Here is a 14,573-nt window from a genome sequence, read left to right as displayed (position 1 = left end):
GGGCGCCGCCGGTCGAGTCGCGCGCCCCCTTGCCGGGCGGGGCCACGCGGGGCCCGCGGCACGCTTCCCGTGAGGCGGGGTGCCGCGCGCGACCGCGCGGCACCCCCGCCGGTCAGCCGCGTGCGCCCAGCAGGTGGTCCATCGCCAGCTGGTCGAGGCGCTCGAACGCCATGCCGCGCGCGCCCGCCGCCTCGGGGTCGAAGTCCTCGAACGCGGACCGGTCGTCGAGCAGGGCCCGCAGCCCGTCGGCGGCGGTGGGCTCGGCCAGCTGGTCCAGCCGGGACGCGCGCAGCGCCTCCTGCACCTCCGGGTCGGCGCGGAAGGCGGCGGCGCGCTCCTTGAGGATGAGGTAGTTGCGCATGCAGCCGGCCGCGGACGCCCACACGCCGTCCAGGTCCTCGGTCCGCGGCGGCTTGAAGTCGAAGTGCCGCGGACCGCTGTAGCCGGCCGACTCCAGCAGGTCCACCAGCCAGAACGCGGCCCGCAGGTCGCCCGCGCCGAAGCGGAGGTCCTGGTCGTACTTGATGCCGGACTGGCCGTTGAGGTCGATGTGGAACAGCTTGTCCGCCCACAGCGCCTGGGCGATGCCGTGCGGGAAGTTCAGCCCGGCCATCTGCTCGTGGCCGACCTCCGGGTTGACGCCGAACAGCTCCGGGCGCTCCAGCTTCTCGATGAACGCCAGGGCGTGGCCGACGGTGGGCAGGAGGATGTCGCCGCGCGGCTCGTTGGGCTTGGGCTCCAGGGCGAAGCGGAGGTCGTAGCCCTGCTCGGTGACGTACTCGGCGAGCAGGTCGAAGGCCTCCTTCATGCGGTCCAGGGCGGCCCGCACGTCCTTGGCGGCGCCCGACTCGGCGCCCTCGCGGCCGCCCCAGGCGACGTAGACCTGTGCGCCGAGTTCGGCCGCGAGGTCGATGTTGCGGATGGTCTTGCGCAGCGCGTAGCGGCGCACGTCCCGGTCGTTGGCGGTGAAGGCGCCGTCCTTGAACACCGGGTGGGTGAAGAGGTTGGTGGTGGCCATCGGCACCTTCATGCCGGTGGCGTCCAGCGCCTGCCGGAAGCGCTTGATGTGCCCCTCCCGCTCGCTGTCGCTCGCCCCGAACGGGATCAGGTCGTCGTCGTGGAAGGTGACGCCGTGGGCACCCAGTTCCGCCAGGCGCCGTACCGACTCGGCGGGGTCCAGGGCGCGCCGGGTGGCGTCACCGAAGGGGTCCCGTCCCTGCCAGCCGACGGTCCACAGGCCGAAGGTGAACCTGTCCTCGGGGGTGGGCTGGTAGTTCATACCGCGGCTCCTTGCTCGCTGAGGCAACGCCGAGACTATTTCGTCATGGCGGTTTACAAATTAGTATGCGGGAGCATCTCTGGGAAGAGTCACCCCGCCGAGCCGCGGAAAAAGGGAGTAACCGATGTCAGCAGCCGAGGGTCCGCTCGTCGTCGGCGTGGACACGTCCACGCAGTCCACGAAGGCGCTGGTCGTCGACGTGGCCACCGGCAGGATCGTGGCGAGCGGCCAGGCCCCGCACACGGTCACCACGGGGGCCGGGCGGGAGAGCGACCCGCGGCAGTGGTGGGACGCCCTGGGCGAGGCACTGAGCCAGTGCGGGCAGCCCGCGCACGAGGCCGCGGCGGTGTCCGTCGGCGGCCAGCAGCACGGTCTGGTCACCCTCGACGCCCATGGGGAGCCGATCCGCCCGGCACTGCTGTGGAACGACGTGCGGTCCGCTCCGCAGGCCCGGCGGCTCACCGAGGAGCTGGGCGGCGCCGCGTTCTGGGCGGAGCGCACCGGCAGCGTGCCCACCGCCTCCTTCACGGTCACCAAGTGGGCCTGGCTCGCCGAGCACGAGCCCGAGGCGGTGCGGGCGACCAGGGCCGTGCGGCTGCCCCACGACTACCTCACCGAGCGGCTCACCGGGCAGGGCACGACCGACCGCGGCGACGCCTCCGGCACCGGCTGGTGGTCCTCCGGCAGCGAGGCGTACGACGAGGAGATCCTGGCCCGCGTGGGGCTGGACCCGGCGCTGCTGCCCCGCGTGGTGCGGCCCGGCGAGGTGGCCGGGACCGTGCGTGACGGCCACGGCCTGCCGTTCTCCACGGGCACCCTGGTCGCGTGCGGCACCGGGGACAACGCGGCCGCCGCCCTGGGGCTCGGCGTGCGCCCGGGGGTTCCGGTGATGAGCCTCGGCACCTCGGGCACGGTGTACGCGGTCTCGCGGCGGCGGACGGCTGACCCGACCGGCACGGTCGCCGGTTTCGCCGACGCGCGGGGCGACTGGCTGCCGTTGGCCTGCACCCTCAACTGCACGCTCGCCGTCGACCGGGTCGCCGCCCTGCTGAACCTGGACCGGGAGGCCGTGGAGCCCGGCCGGGGCGTCACGCTCCTGCCGTTCCTGGACGGTGAGCGGACCCCCAACCTCCCGAACGCCTCGGGGCTCCTGCACGGCCTGCGGCACGACACGACCGGCGGGCAGCTGCTCCAGGCCGCCTACGACGGTGCCGTGCACTCGCTGCTCGGCGCGCTCGACCTGGTGCTGGAGGAGGACGCGGACCCGTCGGCGCCGCTGCTGCTGATCGGCGGCGGGGCCCGGGGCAGGGCCTGGCAGGAGACGGTGCGACGGCTGTCCGGGCGGCCGGTGCAGGTGCCGGAGGCCAGGGAGCTGGTGGCCCTGGGTGCGGCGGCGCAGGCGGCCGGCCTGCTCACCGGGGAGGACCCGGCCGCGGTCGCCCGCCGCTGGAACACCGCGGCGGGGCCGGTGCTGGAGCCGGTGGGACGGGACGAGGAGACGCTGGCCCGGATCTCCGGGGTACTCTCCGACGCGGCCCCGCTCCTGGACGCGAACCCCGGGACACCGGCCGGCTGACGGGCGCGTCACGCCGCGACCGTCGTCCGGCGGCGGGCCGCCGCGGGCGCGCTGCCCGCGGCACGCCGGCCGGCCCGCCGGGCCGGCCGCTCCCGCCGCACGGGTGCCGCGGGAGCGGCGGCACCGCACGCGCGCCGTCGCCCGCCGGGCCCGCGCGGGCGGCACCCACCGGGGCCACGCCCCGCCGCCCGCCCGTCACCGCGCGCGACGGCGCCACGACCGAGGACTGACTCAGGCATGACCGCACCACCGCACGAGACCCGCCCGGGCGGCCCCGGGGCCGCGCTGCCCGACACCCAGCAGGGCATGCGCCGCCGCAACCTCTCCCGGGTCCTGCACACCGTGCGCGCCGAGGGGCCGCTGTCCCGGGCCGCCGTCGCCTCCCGCATCGGTCTCACCCGGGCCGCGGTGTCGACCCTCGTCGACGAGCTGATCCGCTCCGGGCTCCTGGACGAGCTGGGCCCGGAGCGGCCCGGCCGGGTCGGCCGTCCCGGGTCGGCGCTCGCCGTCAGCGGCCGGGGCCCCGCCGGGATCGGTGCCGAGGTCGGCGTCGACCACCTGGCCGTGTGCGCGGTCGACCTGCGCGGAGAGGTCCGGGCGCGCACCGTGCGGCAGGCGCCGAACCGCGGCCGCTCCCCCGAGGAGGTGCTCGGGGAACTCACCGGGCTGCTGGACCGGGTCGTCGCCGGGGCCGAGGCCGAGGGCCTGTGGCCGGCCGGGCTCGCCGTGGCCGTGCCGGGTCTCGTCGCGCGCGACGCCCGCACCGTCGTGCGGGCGCCGAACCTGGGCTGGCAGGACACCGACCTGGGCGCCCTGCTGCCGGAGCGGTTGCCGCTCACGGTGGCCAACGAGGCCAACTTCGGCGCGCTCGCCGAGCTGTGGCTCGGCGAGGGGACCCCGCGCGACTTCCTCCACGTGTCCGCCGAGATCGGCATCGGTGCCGCCCTCGTCGTGGACGGCCGCCTGCTGCACGGCAACCGCGGCTTCGCGGGCGAGCTGGGCCACGTGCCCGTCCACCCGGACGGGCCGCAGTGCCCCTGCGGCGGGCGCGGCTGCCTGGAGCAGTACGCGGGTGAGGAGGCGGTGCTGCGCGCGGCCGGTCTCGCCCCGGGCGAGGACCGGGTCGGTCTGCTCGCCGGCCGGGCCGAGCGGGGCGACGCCGCCGTCCGGCAGGCGCTGCACGACGCGGGCACGGCGCTCGGCATCGCGCTCACCGGAGCCGTGAACCTGCTCGATCCCGAGTCGGTCGTGCTGGGCGGGGCGCTCGCCGGACTCGCCCCGTGGCTGCTCCCCGCGCTGCGCGCGGAGCTGGCCGGGCGCACGGCGGGGCCCGTCTGCCCGGTCACCGTCTCGCCGCTGGGCCCGAAGGGGCCCCTGCTCGGGGCGGCCCACTCGGTGGTGCGGGCCGTCCTGGACGACCCGGCGGGGGTGGCCGCCCGGACGGCCTGACCATCCGTCGACAACTGGACGGGCCGGACGGCCGCCCGGCCTGCCGGACAGCCGGACGCCCCCGTTCGCACGCGCCCTCCACCCGGGTGTCTTTGCCACCGCCGTCGCGCCGATCTCGTGTCCCGGACGCCGCCGGGGTGCCCTCGTCTGGTGGACTGCCCGATGTCCTGCGACAGTTGACGCGACATCAGGGGGACGGTGCGGGTGACACCTCGCGGCGGGCGGTTCGGGGCGGGCAGACCGGTCCTCACGGTGCTCGCGGCCCTCGGGCTGCTGGCCGGTGCGGGCCTGGCGGGGGCGCCGCCCGCCGAAGCCTTGCGGGCGGGGGCGGCCGGCGTCGCGCCGGGCGTCACCTACCGGGAGTTCGACCTGCCGGCCGCGCACGGGACGGCGCACGCGCACCTGCTGACCGTCGACCTGCGGAACCCGCGCGTGCGCGTCGGCCTGCTGCACCCGGGCGCGGTGGCCGCGCGGGCCCGCGTGTCGCTGATGGCGGACCTGCGGGGCGCCGTCGCCGGGGTCAACGGCGACTTCTTCAACATCACCGAGACCCAGCACCCCGGGGTCGCCGCCACCGGCGCGAGCGTGGGCCCGGCGATCGCGGACGGACGGGCGCTGAAGGCGGCGGTCCCGGACGGGCAGCGGTTCGGCCCCGCGCTGCCGCCGGGCACGACGGTCGAGGACGTGTTCGGCGTGGGCGTGGACCGGCGGGCCCGCCTGGACCGGCTCACCCTGGACGGTTCGGTCCGCACCCCTACGGCCCGGCTGCCGCTCGGCGGGCTCAACCAGTACGCGCTGCCCGTGGGGTCCGTCGGGGCGTTCACGCAGGCGTGGGGCGGCGCGTCCCGGGTGCGCGCCACCTGCGGCACGGACACCGACCGGGCCGCCCCGTGCAGCACCGACACGCACGAGGTGACGGTGCGCGGCGGGCGCGTGGTGTCCGTCTCCGACGCGCCCGGCAGCGGCCGGGTCGCGCCGGGCACCACCGTGCTGCTGGGGCGCGAGGAGGGGGCCCGCCGCCTGCGGGCGCTGGACGTCGGGGACCCGGTCCGGGTCCGGCACCGGCTGGTCCCGGCGGTGAGCCGTGTCCCGTACCGCCTGGCGGTCGGGGGTTACCCGGTGCTGGCGGGCGGTCGGCCGCTGCCGGGGCTGGACGACACCGCCTCGGCGGTGCGGACCGCCGTGGGCACCGCCGACGGCGGTCGGCGCCTGCTGCTGCTCGCGCTGGACGGCGCGCCCGAGTACCGTGCCGGGCTGACCGTCGCCGAACTCGCCGCCGCCCTGCGGGAGCTGGGAGCCGTCGACGGCTTCAGCCTGGACGGCGGCGGTTCGTCGACGCTCGTCGCCCGTGCGCCCGGGGCGTCCGCCGTCTCCGTGCTCAACCACCCCGCCGGGGGCGCCGAACGTCCGGTGCCCAACGGGATCGGGGTGTTCTCCACAGGCTGACACCGGCCCGCCGGCAGCCGGGCGGCCCGTGCGTCAGGGCCGCAGGCTGCCCACGATGTCGGCGGTGGCCGTCAGCCCGCTGTGGATCGTCGGGGCGATGTTCGTGCCGGCCAGGTAGAACCCCAGCAGCAGACAGACCAGCGCGTGGGAGACCTTCAGGCCGCCGTTGCGCAGGAAGATCACCGCCAGGACCGCCAGCAGCAGCACCACAGAGATGGAAACGGCCATCGTCAACCTCCTCCGCCGCGTCCGCTTCGCGGCGTTCGGCCGCAAGTGTGGCGTAGCGGAGGGTTCGTCCGGGCGGCTGAGGTGTCCGCCGAACGTGTGGTGTCTACCGGGGCCGGTAGTGGTCGAGGAAGGACTGCAGGCCCGCGAGGTCGTCGGTGTTGAGGTGATCCACGCCCGCGTCGGCCAGGGCGCCCCACAACGCGTCGCGTGAGGGCCCCGGGAGGTCCGGGGTGGCCCAGAACCGCACCCGCCGGCCGTCCGCGTGCGCGGCGCGGACCACGGCGCGCAGCCTGCGCCGCTCGGCCGCCGGGAAGGGGCCGGTGCCCTGCCAGGTGAAGTGCAGGTTCCAGTTGTCGCTGACGAGCGGGATGAAGGAGGCGGCCGCACGGCCATCGAGGTCGCTCAGCCGGCCGTCGTAGAAGGCGTGCCGCACCCGCTGGGCCGCCATGGGCTCCCGGGCCGCGCGGTGGCCGGACACGACGGCGGTGACCGGGCCGGGCAGGACCCGGCCGTGCGCGAAGGTGGTGAACAGGTGCCGGTGGCGCCGCAGTCGGCGGTGCAGCGCGAGGTAGGTGGCCTCGCCCTCGGTCTTCAGGTCGATCAGGAGCTGGAACGGCCTGTGGTGCCCCCGGTACACGGATCCGCCGTGGGCCCGGACGCGGGCGGCGAGCGGTTCGAGGTAGAGGGATTCGAGGGTGCGGGACGGGTCGAGGTCCTCCGGGTCGTGGGCGACGAGGAGGCGGCCGCCGACGAGGAAGACGTCGGCCTCGACACTGCCGAAGCGGTGGTCGAGGGCGTCGAACAGAGGGCGCGGGTGTGCGTAGTCGTTGTGGGCGTGGGCACGCCACAGGGGGCGCGGGCGGCGCGGGTGTTCACCGGCCAGCGCCCGGCCGGCCGGCAGGGCGACACCGGCGGTGACGGCCGCGCCGAGGGTGGTGAGGGCTCTGCGACGGGTGGTGAGGTGCATGCTCCGCCTCCCGGGGAGTTCCGTACCGGACCCGGCGAGTATGGGGCCCACAGGGCGTCAGGAGGCAGGTGCGGAACAGGAGTTGGCCGAACGGCCCCGGTGCGTTCACCTGTGCGGGCCGCGCCGGGGGCAGGCAGGCGGGGAGGCGGGATGCCCGACGGACGGGCGGGCCGGGCGGGCCGCAGGACGTCGCTCACCTGTCCGCGCCCGTGCGGACACCCACCGGCCGGACACGCGGGCCGGACACCCGCGGCGGGGGCACCCCTCCTCGGCGCACGGACCGGGCGTCGGCGCACGGGGCGGGCCCGCCCCCCGACGAGGGGCGGGCCCGGTCCGTGCGCCGGGGCGTCCGGCCCGACGCGCGGACGGCCGGACGCGCGGCCGGCCGGACGCGCCGACGGCCGGACGCGCCGACGGCCGGACGGCGGCCGGTCAGGGTGCCGGCAGGTCCACCAGCCCGGCCAGGGTCTCCCGGTGGGCGCCCGCCGTGCCGAGGGCGAGCGCGTCGGCCTTGGCGCGCTTCAGACGCAGGTGCACCGGGTGCTCCCAGGTCATGCCGATGCCCCCGTGCAGCTGCAGCGCCTCCTCGGCCGCGCGCACGGCCGCCGGCGCGGCGTACGCCTGGGCGACGGCGACCGCCACGTCGGTGTCCTCCCCGGTCGCCAGGGCGTCGGCGGCGTTGCGGGCGGCGGCGCGGAGGCCGGCCACCTCCAGCCACAGCTGGGCCAGCCGGTGCTTGAGCGCCTGGAATCCGCCGACCGGGCGGTTGAACTGCGTGCGTTCCTTGAGGTACCGCACCGTGTCGGTCAGGGCTCCGTCGGCGAGGCCCAGCTGCTCGGAGGCGAGCAGTCCGGCCCCGGCGCGCAGGGCGCGGCGCACGGCGGGGCCGGCGTCGCCGAGGCGGCGGCCCGGCGCACCGTCCAGGACGACCGTGGCCACCGGCCGGGTCGGGTCGAGGGAGACCCGGGGGGTGACGGTCGCGGCGGCGGCTTCGACGGCGTACAGGCCGCCGTCGTCGGCCGGCACCAGGAGCACGTCGGCCGCCGAGGCGTCCGCGACCCCGGTGATCTCGCCGGTGAGCCGGCCCTCCGCGGCGCGCACGGTGCGGTGGCTGCCGCCGGGCGGGACGTTCAGGGCGACGGCGAGCACGCCGGTCACGGTGGCGGAGGCCAGCTGCCTCAGCAGGTCGCCGTCCCCGCACTCCAGCAGGGCCTCGGTGGCGACGACGGCGCTGGTCAGGTACGGCACCGGTGCGACGGCCCGCCCCAGCTCCTCCAGGACGACGGCGGCTTCGCGGTGCGTGGCGCCCTGGCCGTCCAGTTCCTCGGGTATGAGCAGGCCGGCCAGGCCGATGTCCTGGGCGAGGGCCTTCCAGAGGGCGGGGTCGTGCGGGACGGCCGACTCGGTGCGGGCGATGACGTCCGCCGGGTCGCAGCGGTCGGTGAGCAGGCCGCGGACGGCGGCGCGCAGCGCCTCCTCCTCCTGCGTGTACAGCAGGTCGCTCATCGGGCCAGGTCCTTCCAGGCGACGTCCTTGTCGGTGCGCGGCTCGGGCGGCAGGCCCAGGACGCGCTCGGCGACGATGTTCAGCAGGACCTCGCTGGTCCCGCCCTCGATGCTGTTGCCCTTGGCCCGCAGGTAGCGGTAGCCGGGCCCCCGTCCGGTGAAGTCGACGTGCTCGGGGCGGCGCATGGTCCAGTCGTCGTACAACAGGCCCTCCTCGCCGAGCAGTTCCACTTCCAGGCCGCTGATCTCCTGGTTGAGGCGGGCGAAGTTGAGCTTCATGCCGGCGCCCTCGGGGCCGGGCTGGCCGGCGGCGAGCTGCTGGCGCAGGCGTTCGCCGGTGAGCCGGGCGACCTCGGCGTCGACCCAGAGGGTGAGCAGCCGCTGGTGCAGGTCATGGGTGCGCAGGCCGGGCCGTTCGCGCCAGGTGCGCGCGACCGGGCCGATCATGCCGCCCTCCCGGGGCAGCCGCATGCCGCCGATGGCGACGCGCTCGTTGTTCAGGGTGGTCTGGGCGACCCGCCAGCCGTCCCCGGTCTCCCCCAGGCGGTGGGCATCGGGGATGCGGACGCCGGTCAGGAAGACCTCGTTGAACTCGGCCTCGCCGGTGATCTGGCGCAGCGGCCGGACCTCCACGCCGGGGTCGGTCATGTCGCAGAGGAAGTAGGTGATGCCGCGGTGCTTGGGCACGTCCGGGTCGGTGCGGGCGATGAGGATGGCCCAGCGGGCCAGGTGGGCGCTGGACGTCCACACCTTCTGCCCGTTGACGACCCAGGTGTCGCCCTCGCGGACGGCGCGGGTGCCGAGGGCGGCCAGGTCGGAGCCGGCGCCCGGCTCGCTGAACAGCTGGCACCACACCTCCTCGCCGGTCCACAGGGGGCGCAGGAAGCGGCGCTTCTGCTCGTCGGTGCCGTACTGGAGGATGGTCGGCGCGGCCATGCCGAGGCCGATGCCGATGCGCCGGGGGTCGTTGTCGGGCGCCCCGGCGGCCTCCAGTTCGGCGTCGACGACGGCCTGGAGGGCGCGAGGGGCGCCGAGTCCGCCGAGGCCCTCGGGGTAGTGCACCCAGGCCAGTCCGGCGTCGAAGCGGGCGCGGAGGAAGTCGAGGCGGGCGGCGGCGCCCGCCTCCGTGTCGCCGGCCGGGAGGCGGGCGGGCGGGTGCGCGGCCAGGAAGTCCCGGGCGCGGCGGCGCAGTCCGGCGGCGTCGGTCATACCGCTGCTCCTTCCGGCGAGGACGAGGGCAGCACGGCGACCCGTCCGGTGGTGACGCCGTCGGCGACCCGCTGCACGGCGGCCGCGGCCCCGTCGAGGGGGACGCGCTCGCTCACGAGGGGCTTGATGGCGCCCCGGGCGGCCAGGTCGGTGAGCTGCTCGTGGCAGTGCTGGACCAGCTTGGGGTTCCGGGTGTTGTACAGGCCCCAGTGCAGGCCGAGGATGGAGTAGTTCTTCACCAGGGCGTGGTTCAGGCCCGGGCTGGGGATCGTGCCGCTGGCGAAGCCGACGACGACGATCCGGCCCTCGAAGGCGACGACCTTGGTGGACTGGGTGTAGGCATGGCCGCCGACCGGGTCGTAGATCACGTCGGCGCCGCGGCCGCCGGTGGCGTCCTTGACGGCGGCGATGACGTCCTGTTCCCGCCGGTCGATGACGACGTCGCAGCCGAGCCCGCGCGCGGCCTCGGCCTTCTCCGGGCCGCCGACCACGCCGATGACGGTGGCGCCGGCGGCCTTGCCGAGCTGCACGGCGGCGCTGCCGACGCCGCCGGCCGCGGCGTGCACCAGCAGGGTCTCCCCGGCCTCCAGACCGGCCCGGCGGTGCAGGCCGAACCACCCGGTCTGGTAGCCGATGTGCAGGGCGGCGGACTCGGCGTCGTCCAGGGCGTCGGGGGCGGGCAGCAGCGCGGCGGCGTCCGCGAGGGCGTACTCGGCGAAGCCGCCGTGCGGCAGGGCCGGGGTGGCGAGCACGCGGCGGCCGTCCTCGGTCTCGCCGCAGATCTCCACGCCCGGGGTGAACGGCAGCGGCGGCCGGACCTGGTAGAGGCCCCGGCACATCAGCGCGTCGGGGAAGTTGATGTTCGCGGCGCGGACCTTCAGCAGCACCTGGCCGTCCCCGGGCGTCGGTATCGCCGTGTCCGTCAGGCGCATCACCTCGCCCGGCTCGCCCAGCTCGTGTACTTGCCATGCCTGCATACGGAGCCTCCACGGGGGTGCGTCGTCGTGTTCCCCTGACCGGGTCCACCGCATACTAAGCGGTCGCTTGCCGGGTGGGAACCGTCCGGTGCCGCGCGGACACCGTTCCCGCCGGTCAGGTGCCCTTCGGACGGGCCCTGACGTGCATCCGCTCGCCCTGCGGACCGAACAGGCTGAGGAACTCCACCGGCCCCTCCCCCGTCGAGCCGAACCAGTGCGGCACCCGGGTGTCGAACTCGGCCGCCTCTCCCGCCGTCAGCACCACGTCGTGCTCGCCGAGCACCAGCCGCAGCCGGCCGGACAGCACGTACAGCCACTCGTAGCCCTCGTGGGTGCGCGGCTCCGGCTCCAGCCTCCGCTGCGGCTCCAGCACCTTGTAGGCCTGGAGACCGCCGGGCTGACGGGTGAGCGGCCAGTGGGTGCGCCCGCCCCACACGATGGGCCGTGACCGCACCCGCGGGTCGCCCACCGGTGGCGCGCCGACCAGTTCGTCCAGTGGCACCTGGTGGGCCTGCGCGATCGGCAGGAGCAGTTCCAGACTGGGTCTGCGCAGGCCCGACTCCAGGCGGGAAAGGGTGCTGACCGAGATGCCCGTCGCCTCCGACAGCGCGGCGAGCGTCACCTCCCGGTCCTTCCGGATCCGCCGCAGCCTGGGACCCACATCCGCGAGAACTTCGTCCGTACTCATGGAATCCATTGCAGAATCGGCAAAGTTGTTTGTCAATCCCGCAGGATCGGCGGAAGGTCGGCCCTGGAGGTGGTCACCATGACCGAGACCATGACCGAGACACACGCACACACGAGCCACGACGTGATCGTCGTCGGGGGCGGCGCGGCCGGCCTGTCCGCCGCGCTGGTGCTGGGCCGGGCCCGGCTGCGCACCCTGGTGGTGGACGCCGGCGAACCGCGCAACGCGCCGTCGTCCCACATGCAGGGGTACCTCTCCCGCGACGGCATGGCCCCGGCCGACTTCCTGGCCGTCGGCCGCGAGGAGATCGCCCGCTACGGCGTCGAACTGGCCGAGGACCGGGTGACGGACGTGACCCGGGACGACGGCTTCACCGTCGCCCTGGCCGGCGGAGGCACCGCCCGGGCCCGGCGGCTGGTCGTCGCGACGGGACTGAAGGACGAGCTGCCGGACGTCGCCGGAGTCGCCGAGCGGTTCGGCCGGGACGTGCTGCACTGCCCCTTCTGTCACGGCTGGGAGGTCCGGGACCGCCCCTTCGGCGTGCTGGCGTCCAGCCCGGCGAGCGTGCACCAGGCGCTGCTGGTCTCGCGGTGGTCGAAGGACGTGACGTTCTTCCTGCACACCGTCGCGGAGGCGGACCTGTCCGACGAGGACCTGCGCCGCCTGGCCGCCACCGGGGTCGACGTGGTGCCGGGCGAGGTCGCCGGACTGGTGGTCGAGGACGACCGGCTCACCGGCGTCCGGCTCGCCGACGGCTCCGTGCACGCGCGCGAGGTGCTCTTCGTCGGCCCGCGCCCGCTGCCGCAGACGGGACTGCTGGAGCGGCTGGGGGCCGAACTGGAGGAGACCCCGTTCGGCGCGTACCCGGCGGTCGACCCGACGGGGCTGACGTCGGTGCCCGGCGTGTGGGCGGCGGGCAACGCGATCGGCTTCTCCGAGCAGGTGATCCACGCGGCGAGCGGCGGCTACCGCGCGGCGGCGGCGATCGTCGGCGACCTCCTCATGGAGGACCTGGACGCCGCCGTCACGCCGTAGCGGGGGCGGGTGACCGGCTGCCGGGCGCGTCGGCCGCCGTCCTCGGCGCCGGCCCACGCGGGGACGCACGCCCGCCGGGGCCGCCCAGCGCGGGCCATCGGCACCCGGGCCCCGCGCCCGCGCCCCGCGCACCACCCCGTACTTTCCTGCCCGGTGCGGGTGTGCGGCGCGGGCCCGCGTAGCACCATGGCTGCATGCTTCTGACCCGGCTGGCCCACGTGTCCCGGGAGGTCGCCGCCACGTCGGCGCGGTCCCGGAAGATCGACCTGCTCGCCGAACTGTTCCGGGAGGCGGAAACGGACGACGTGCCGGTCGTCATCCCCTACCTGGCGGGCCGTCTGCCGCAGGGGAGGATCGGCGTCGGCTGGAAGGTCCTCGCCACCCCGGTCGACCCGGCCGGCGAACCCACCCTGACCGTGCGGGACGTGGACGCGGCGCTCACCCGGCTCGCCGCGGTGTCCGGCCCCGGGTCGCAGGCCGAGCGGGTCCGGCTGGTCGGCGCGCTGCTGGGCGCCGCCACCGCCGACGAACAGCGGTTCCTGACCGGGCTGCTCACCGGCGAGGTGCGCCAGGGCGCCCTGGACGCGGTCGCCGCGGAAGGGCTGGCGCGGGCCACCGGGGCGCCCGCACCGGACGTACGGCGGGCGGTGATGCTCGCGGGCTCCCTGCAGACGGTCGCCGAGGCCCTGCTGGCGGACGGTCCCGAGGCCCTGACGGCGTTCCGGCTCACCGTCGGGCGGCCCGTGCAGCCGATGCTGGCCCACAGCGCCTCCTCGGTCGCGGAGGCGGTCGCCAAGCTGGGGGCCTGTGCGGTCGAGGAGAAGCTGGACGGCATCCGCGTCCAGGTGCACCGCGACGGCGACACGGTCCGGGTGCACACCCGCACCCTCGACGACATCACCGGCCGGCTGCCCGAGGTGACCGCGGCGGCCCGGGAGCTGCGGGGTGAGCGGTTCATCCTGGACGGGGAGGTCATCTCCTTCGACGCGGACGGCCGCCCCCGTTCGTTCCAGGAGACCGCCGGCCGGGTCGGCTCCCGGACCGACGTGACGGCGGCCGCCCGGGAAGTTCCGGTCTCCCCCGTCTTCTTCGACGTGCTGTCCGTCGACGGGCGGGACCTGCTCGACCTGCCGCTGACGGACCGGCACGCGGAGCTGGCCCGGCTCGTCCCGGAACCGATGCGGGTCCGGCGCACCCTGGTGGCCGGCCCCGAGGACACGGCCCGGGCCGAGGAGTTCCTCACCGGGACCCTCGCGCGCGGCCACGAGGGCGTGGTCGTCAAGGCGCTCGACGCGCCGTACAGCGCGGGGCGGCGCGGCGCCTCGTGGCTGAAGGTGAAGCCGGTGCACACGCTCGACCTCGTGGTGCTGGCCGCCGAGTGGGGGCACGGCCGCCGCACCGGCAGACTGTCCAACCTGCACCTGGGGGCCCGCACGGCCGACGGCGGCTTCGCGATGCTCGGCAAGACCTTCAAGGGCATGACCGACGCCATGCTGGTGTGGCAGACGGAGCGGCTGCGCGAGCTGGCCGTCGGGGAGAGCGGGCACGTCGTCACCGTCCGGCCCGAGCTGGTGGTGGAGATCGCCTACGACGGCCTCCAGCGCTCCACCCGCTACCCGGCCGGGGTGACCCTGCGCTTCGCGCGGGTGGTCCGCTACCGCGAGGACAAGCGCCCGGAGGAGGCGGACACCGTGGAGGCGCTGCTGGCGGCGCACCCGGGGGTACGGCCGTGAGCGGCGTCCGCAGCGCCGGCCTGCTGCTGTTCCGGCGCACCGGCCCGGAGGTGGAGGTGCTGCTCGGGCACATGGGCGGCCCGTACTTCGCGCGCCGGGACGCCGGGGCGTGGACGGTGCCCAAGGGCGAGTACGCCCCGGACGAGCCGGCCTGGGAGGCCGCCCGCCGGGAGTTCGAGGAGGAGCTGGGGGTGGCGCCGCCGGACGGGGAGGCGCTGCCGCTGGGCGAGGTGCGGCAGTCCGGGGGCAAGACGGTCACCGTGTGGGCGGTGGAGGCCGACCTGGACCCGGCGGCGGTGGTGCCCGGGACGTTCACCATGGAGTGGCCGCCGAAGTCGGGGCGGATGCGCGAGTTCCCCGAGCTGGACCGGGTGGCGTGGCTGACCCTGGAGCGCGCCCGTGCGGTGATCGTCTCCGCGCAGGCGGCGTTTCTCGACCGCCTGGCGGAGCACTCGCCCTGAGAGCCCTCCCGCGTTGCGCG

At 76.1% G+C, this 14,573-nt stretch carries 13 protein-coding genes; 6 read left to right on the top strand and 7 right to left on the bottom strand.

Features of this window, described 5'->3' with window-relative positions:
- Window positions 1-112: 112 nt before the first annotated feature.
- Window positions 113-1,279 (bottom strand): xylose isomerase, encoded by a 1,167-nt coding sequence (gene xylA / locus ACSU53_RS27450; protein ID WP_437032000.1) that lies wholly within the window; start codon window positions 1,277-1,279, stop codon window positions 113-115.
- A gap of 124 nt (window positions 1,280-1,403) precedes the next feature.
- Here xylA and xylB point away from each other — a divergent pair, with 124 nt between their 5' ends.
- From xylB to ACSU53_RS27435, 3 genes are all read left to right on the top strand, one after another.
- The gene (xylB, locus tag ACSU53_RS27445; RefSeq protein WP_437031999.1) at window positions 1,404-2,855 is read left to right on the top strand and encodes a xylulokinase; all 1,452 of its coding nucleotides are present in this window, start codon (window positions 1,404-1,406) and stop codon (window positions 2,853-2,855) included.
- 237 nt (window positions 2,856-3,092) lie between these two features.
- Window positions 3,093-4,304, top strand: a complete 1,212-nt coding sequence (locus ACSU53_RS27440; RefSeq protein ID WP_437031997.1) for an ROK family protein — start codon at window positions 3,093-3,095, stop codon at window positions 4,302-4,304.
- A gap of 204 nt (window positions 4,305-4,508) precedes the next feature.
- A complete protein-coding gene (locus tag ACSU53_RS27435; protein WP_437031995.1) occupies window positions 4,509-5,750 on the top strand; it encodes a phosphodiester glycosidase family protein in 1,242 nt (413 codons plus the stop codon).
- Between the two features lie 33 nt (window positions 5,751-5,783).
- Here the strand turns inward: ACSU53_RS27435 and ACSU53_RS27430 are convergent, their stop codons facing one another.
- The 6 genes from ACSU53_RS27430 to ACSU53_RS27405 all read right to left on the bottom strand — a co-directional run bounded on the left by ACSU53_RS27430 (window position 5,784) and on the right by ACSU53_RS27405 (window position 11,324).
- Window positions 5,784-5,978 carry a hypothetical protein gene (locus ACSU53_RS27430; protein ID WP_164333472.1) on the bottom strand — a complete coding sequence of 65 codons (195 nt, stop codon included), beginning with the start codon at window positions 5,976-5,978 and terminating at the stop codon, window positions 5,784-5,786.
- 103 nt (window positions 5,979-6,081) lie between these two features.
- Window positions 6,082-6,945 carry a phosphatidylinositol-specific phospholipase C/glycerophosphodiester phosphodiesterase family protein gene (locus tag ACSU53_RS27425; RefSeq protein ID WP_437031993.1) on the bottom strand — a complete coding sequence of 288 codons (864 nt, stop codon included), beginning with the start codon at window positions 6,943-6,945 and terminating at the stop codon, window positions 6,082-6,084.
- Window positions 6,946-7,377: 432 nt separating this feature from the next.
- Window positions 7,378-8,451 (bottom strand): acyl-CoA dehydrogenase family protein, encoded by a 1,074-nt coding sequence (locus ACSU53_RS27420; RefSeq protein WP_437031991.1) that lies wholly within the window; start codon window positions 8,449-8,451, stop codon window positions 7,378-7,380.
- Entirely contained in the window at window positions 8,448-9,659 is a 1,212-nt protein-coding gene (locus ACSU53_RS27415; RefSeq protein WP_437031989.1) for an acyl-CoA dehydrogenase family protein, read from the bottom strand. Before ACSU53_RS27415 ends, ACSU53_RS27420 begins: the two co-directional genes overlap by 4 nt.
- Window positions 9,656-10,636: an NADPH:quinone oxidoreductase family protein gene (locus ACSU53_RS27410; protein WP_437031987.1), complete on the bottom strand. Its 981-nt coding sequence runs from the start codon at window positions 10,634-10,636 to the stop codon at window positions 9,656-9,658. Before ACSU53_RS27410 ends, ACSU53_RS27415 begins: the two co-directional genes overlap by 4 nt.
- Before the next feature lie 115 nt (window positions 10,637-10,751).
- Window positions 10,752-11,324 carry a helix-turn-helix domain-containing protein gene (locus ACSU53_RS27405; RefSeq protein WP_437031986.1) on the bottom strand — a complete coding sequence of 191 codons (573 nt, stop codon included), beginning with the start codon at window positions 11,322-11,324 and terminating at the stop codon, window positions 10,752-10,754.
- 78 nt (window positions 11,325-11,402) lie between these two features.
- Here ACSU53_RS27405 and ACSU53_RS27400 point away from each other — a divergent pair, with 78 nt between their 5' ends.
- The 3 genes from ACSU53_RS27400 to ACSU53_RS27390 all read left to right on the top strand — a co-directional run bounded on the left by ACSU53_RS27400 (window position 11,403) and on the right by ACSU53_RS27390 (window position 14,553).
- Window positions 11,403-12,359 (top strand): NAD(P)/FAD-dependent oxidoreductase, encoded by a 957-nt coding sequence (locus ACSU53_RS27400; RefSeq protein WP_437031984.1) that lies wholly within the window; start codon window positions 11,403-11,405, stop codon window positions 12,357-12,359.
- A 194-nt stretch (window positions 12,360-12,553) separates the two neighbouring features.
- Window positions 12,554-14,092 carry an ATP-dependent DNA ligase gene (locus ACSU53_RS27395; RefSeq protein WP_437031982.1) on the top strand — a complete coding sequence of 513 codons (1,539 nt, stop codon included), beginning with the start codon at window positions 12,554-12,556 and terminating at the stop codon, window positions 14,090-14,092.
- Window positions 14,089-14,553 (top strand): NUDIX domain-containing protein, encoded by a 465-nt coding sequence (locus tag ACSU53_RS27390; protein ID WP_437031980.1) that lies wholly within the window; start codon window positions 14,089-14,091, stop codon window positions 14,551-14,553. The genes ACSU53_RS27395 and ACSU53_RS27390 overlap by 4 nt, the downstream gene beginning before the upstream one ends.
- The last annotated feature ends 20 nt before the right edge of the window (window positions 14,554-14,573 follow it).

Origin of the sequence: Streptomyces sp. enrichment culture, from assembly GCF_964273255.1 — a bacterium.
In the GTDB taxonomy this organism is placed as follows: Bacteria; Actinomycetota; Actinomycetes; order Streptomycetales; family Streptomycetaceae; genus Streptomyces.
This window is presented reverse-complemented; position numbering and strand designations above follow the sequence as displayed.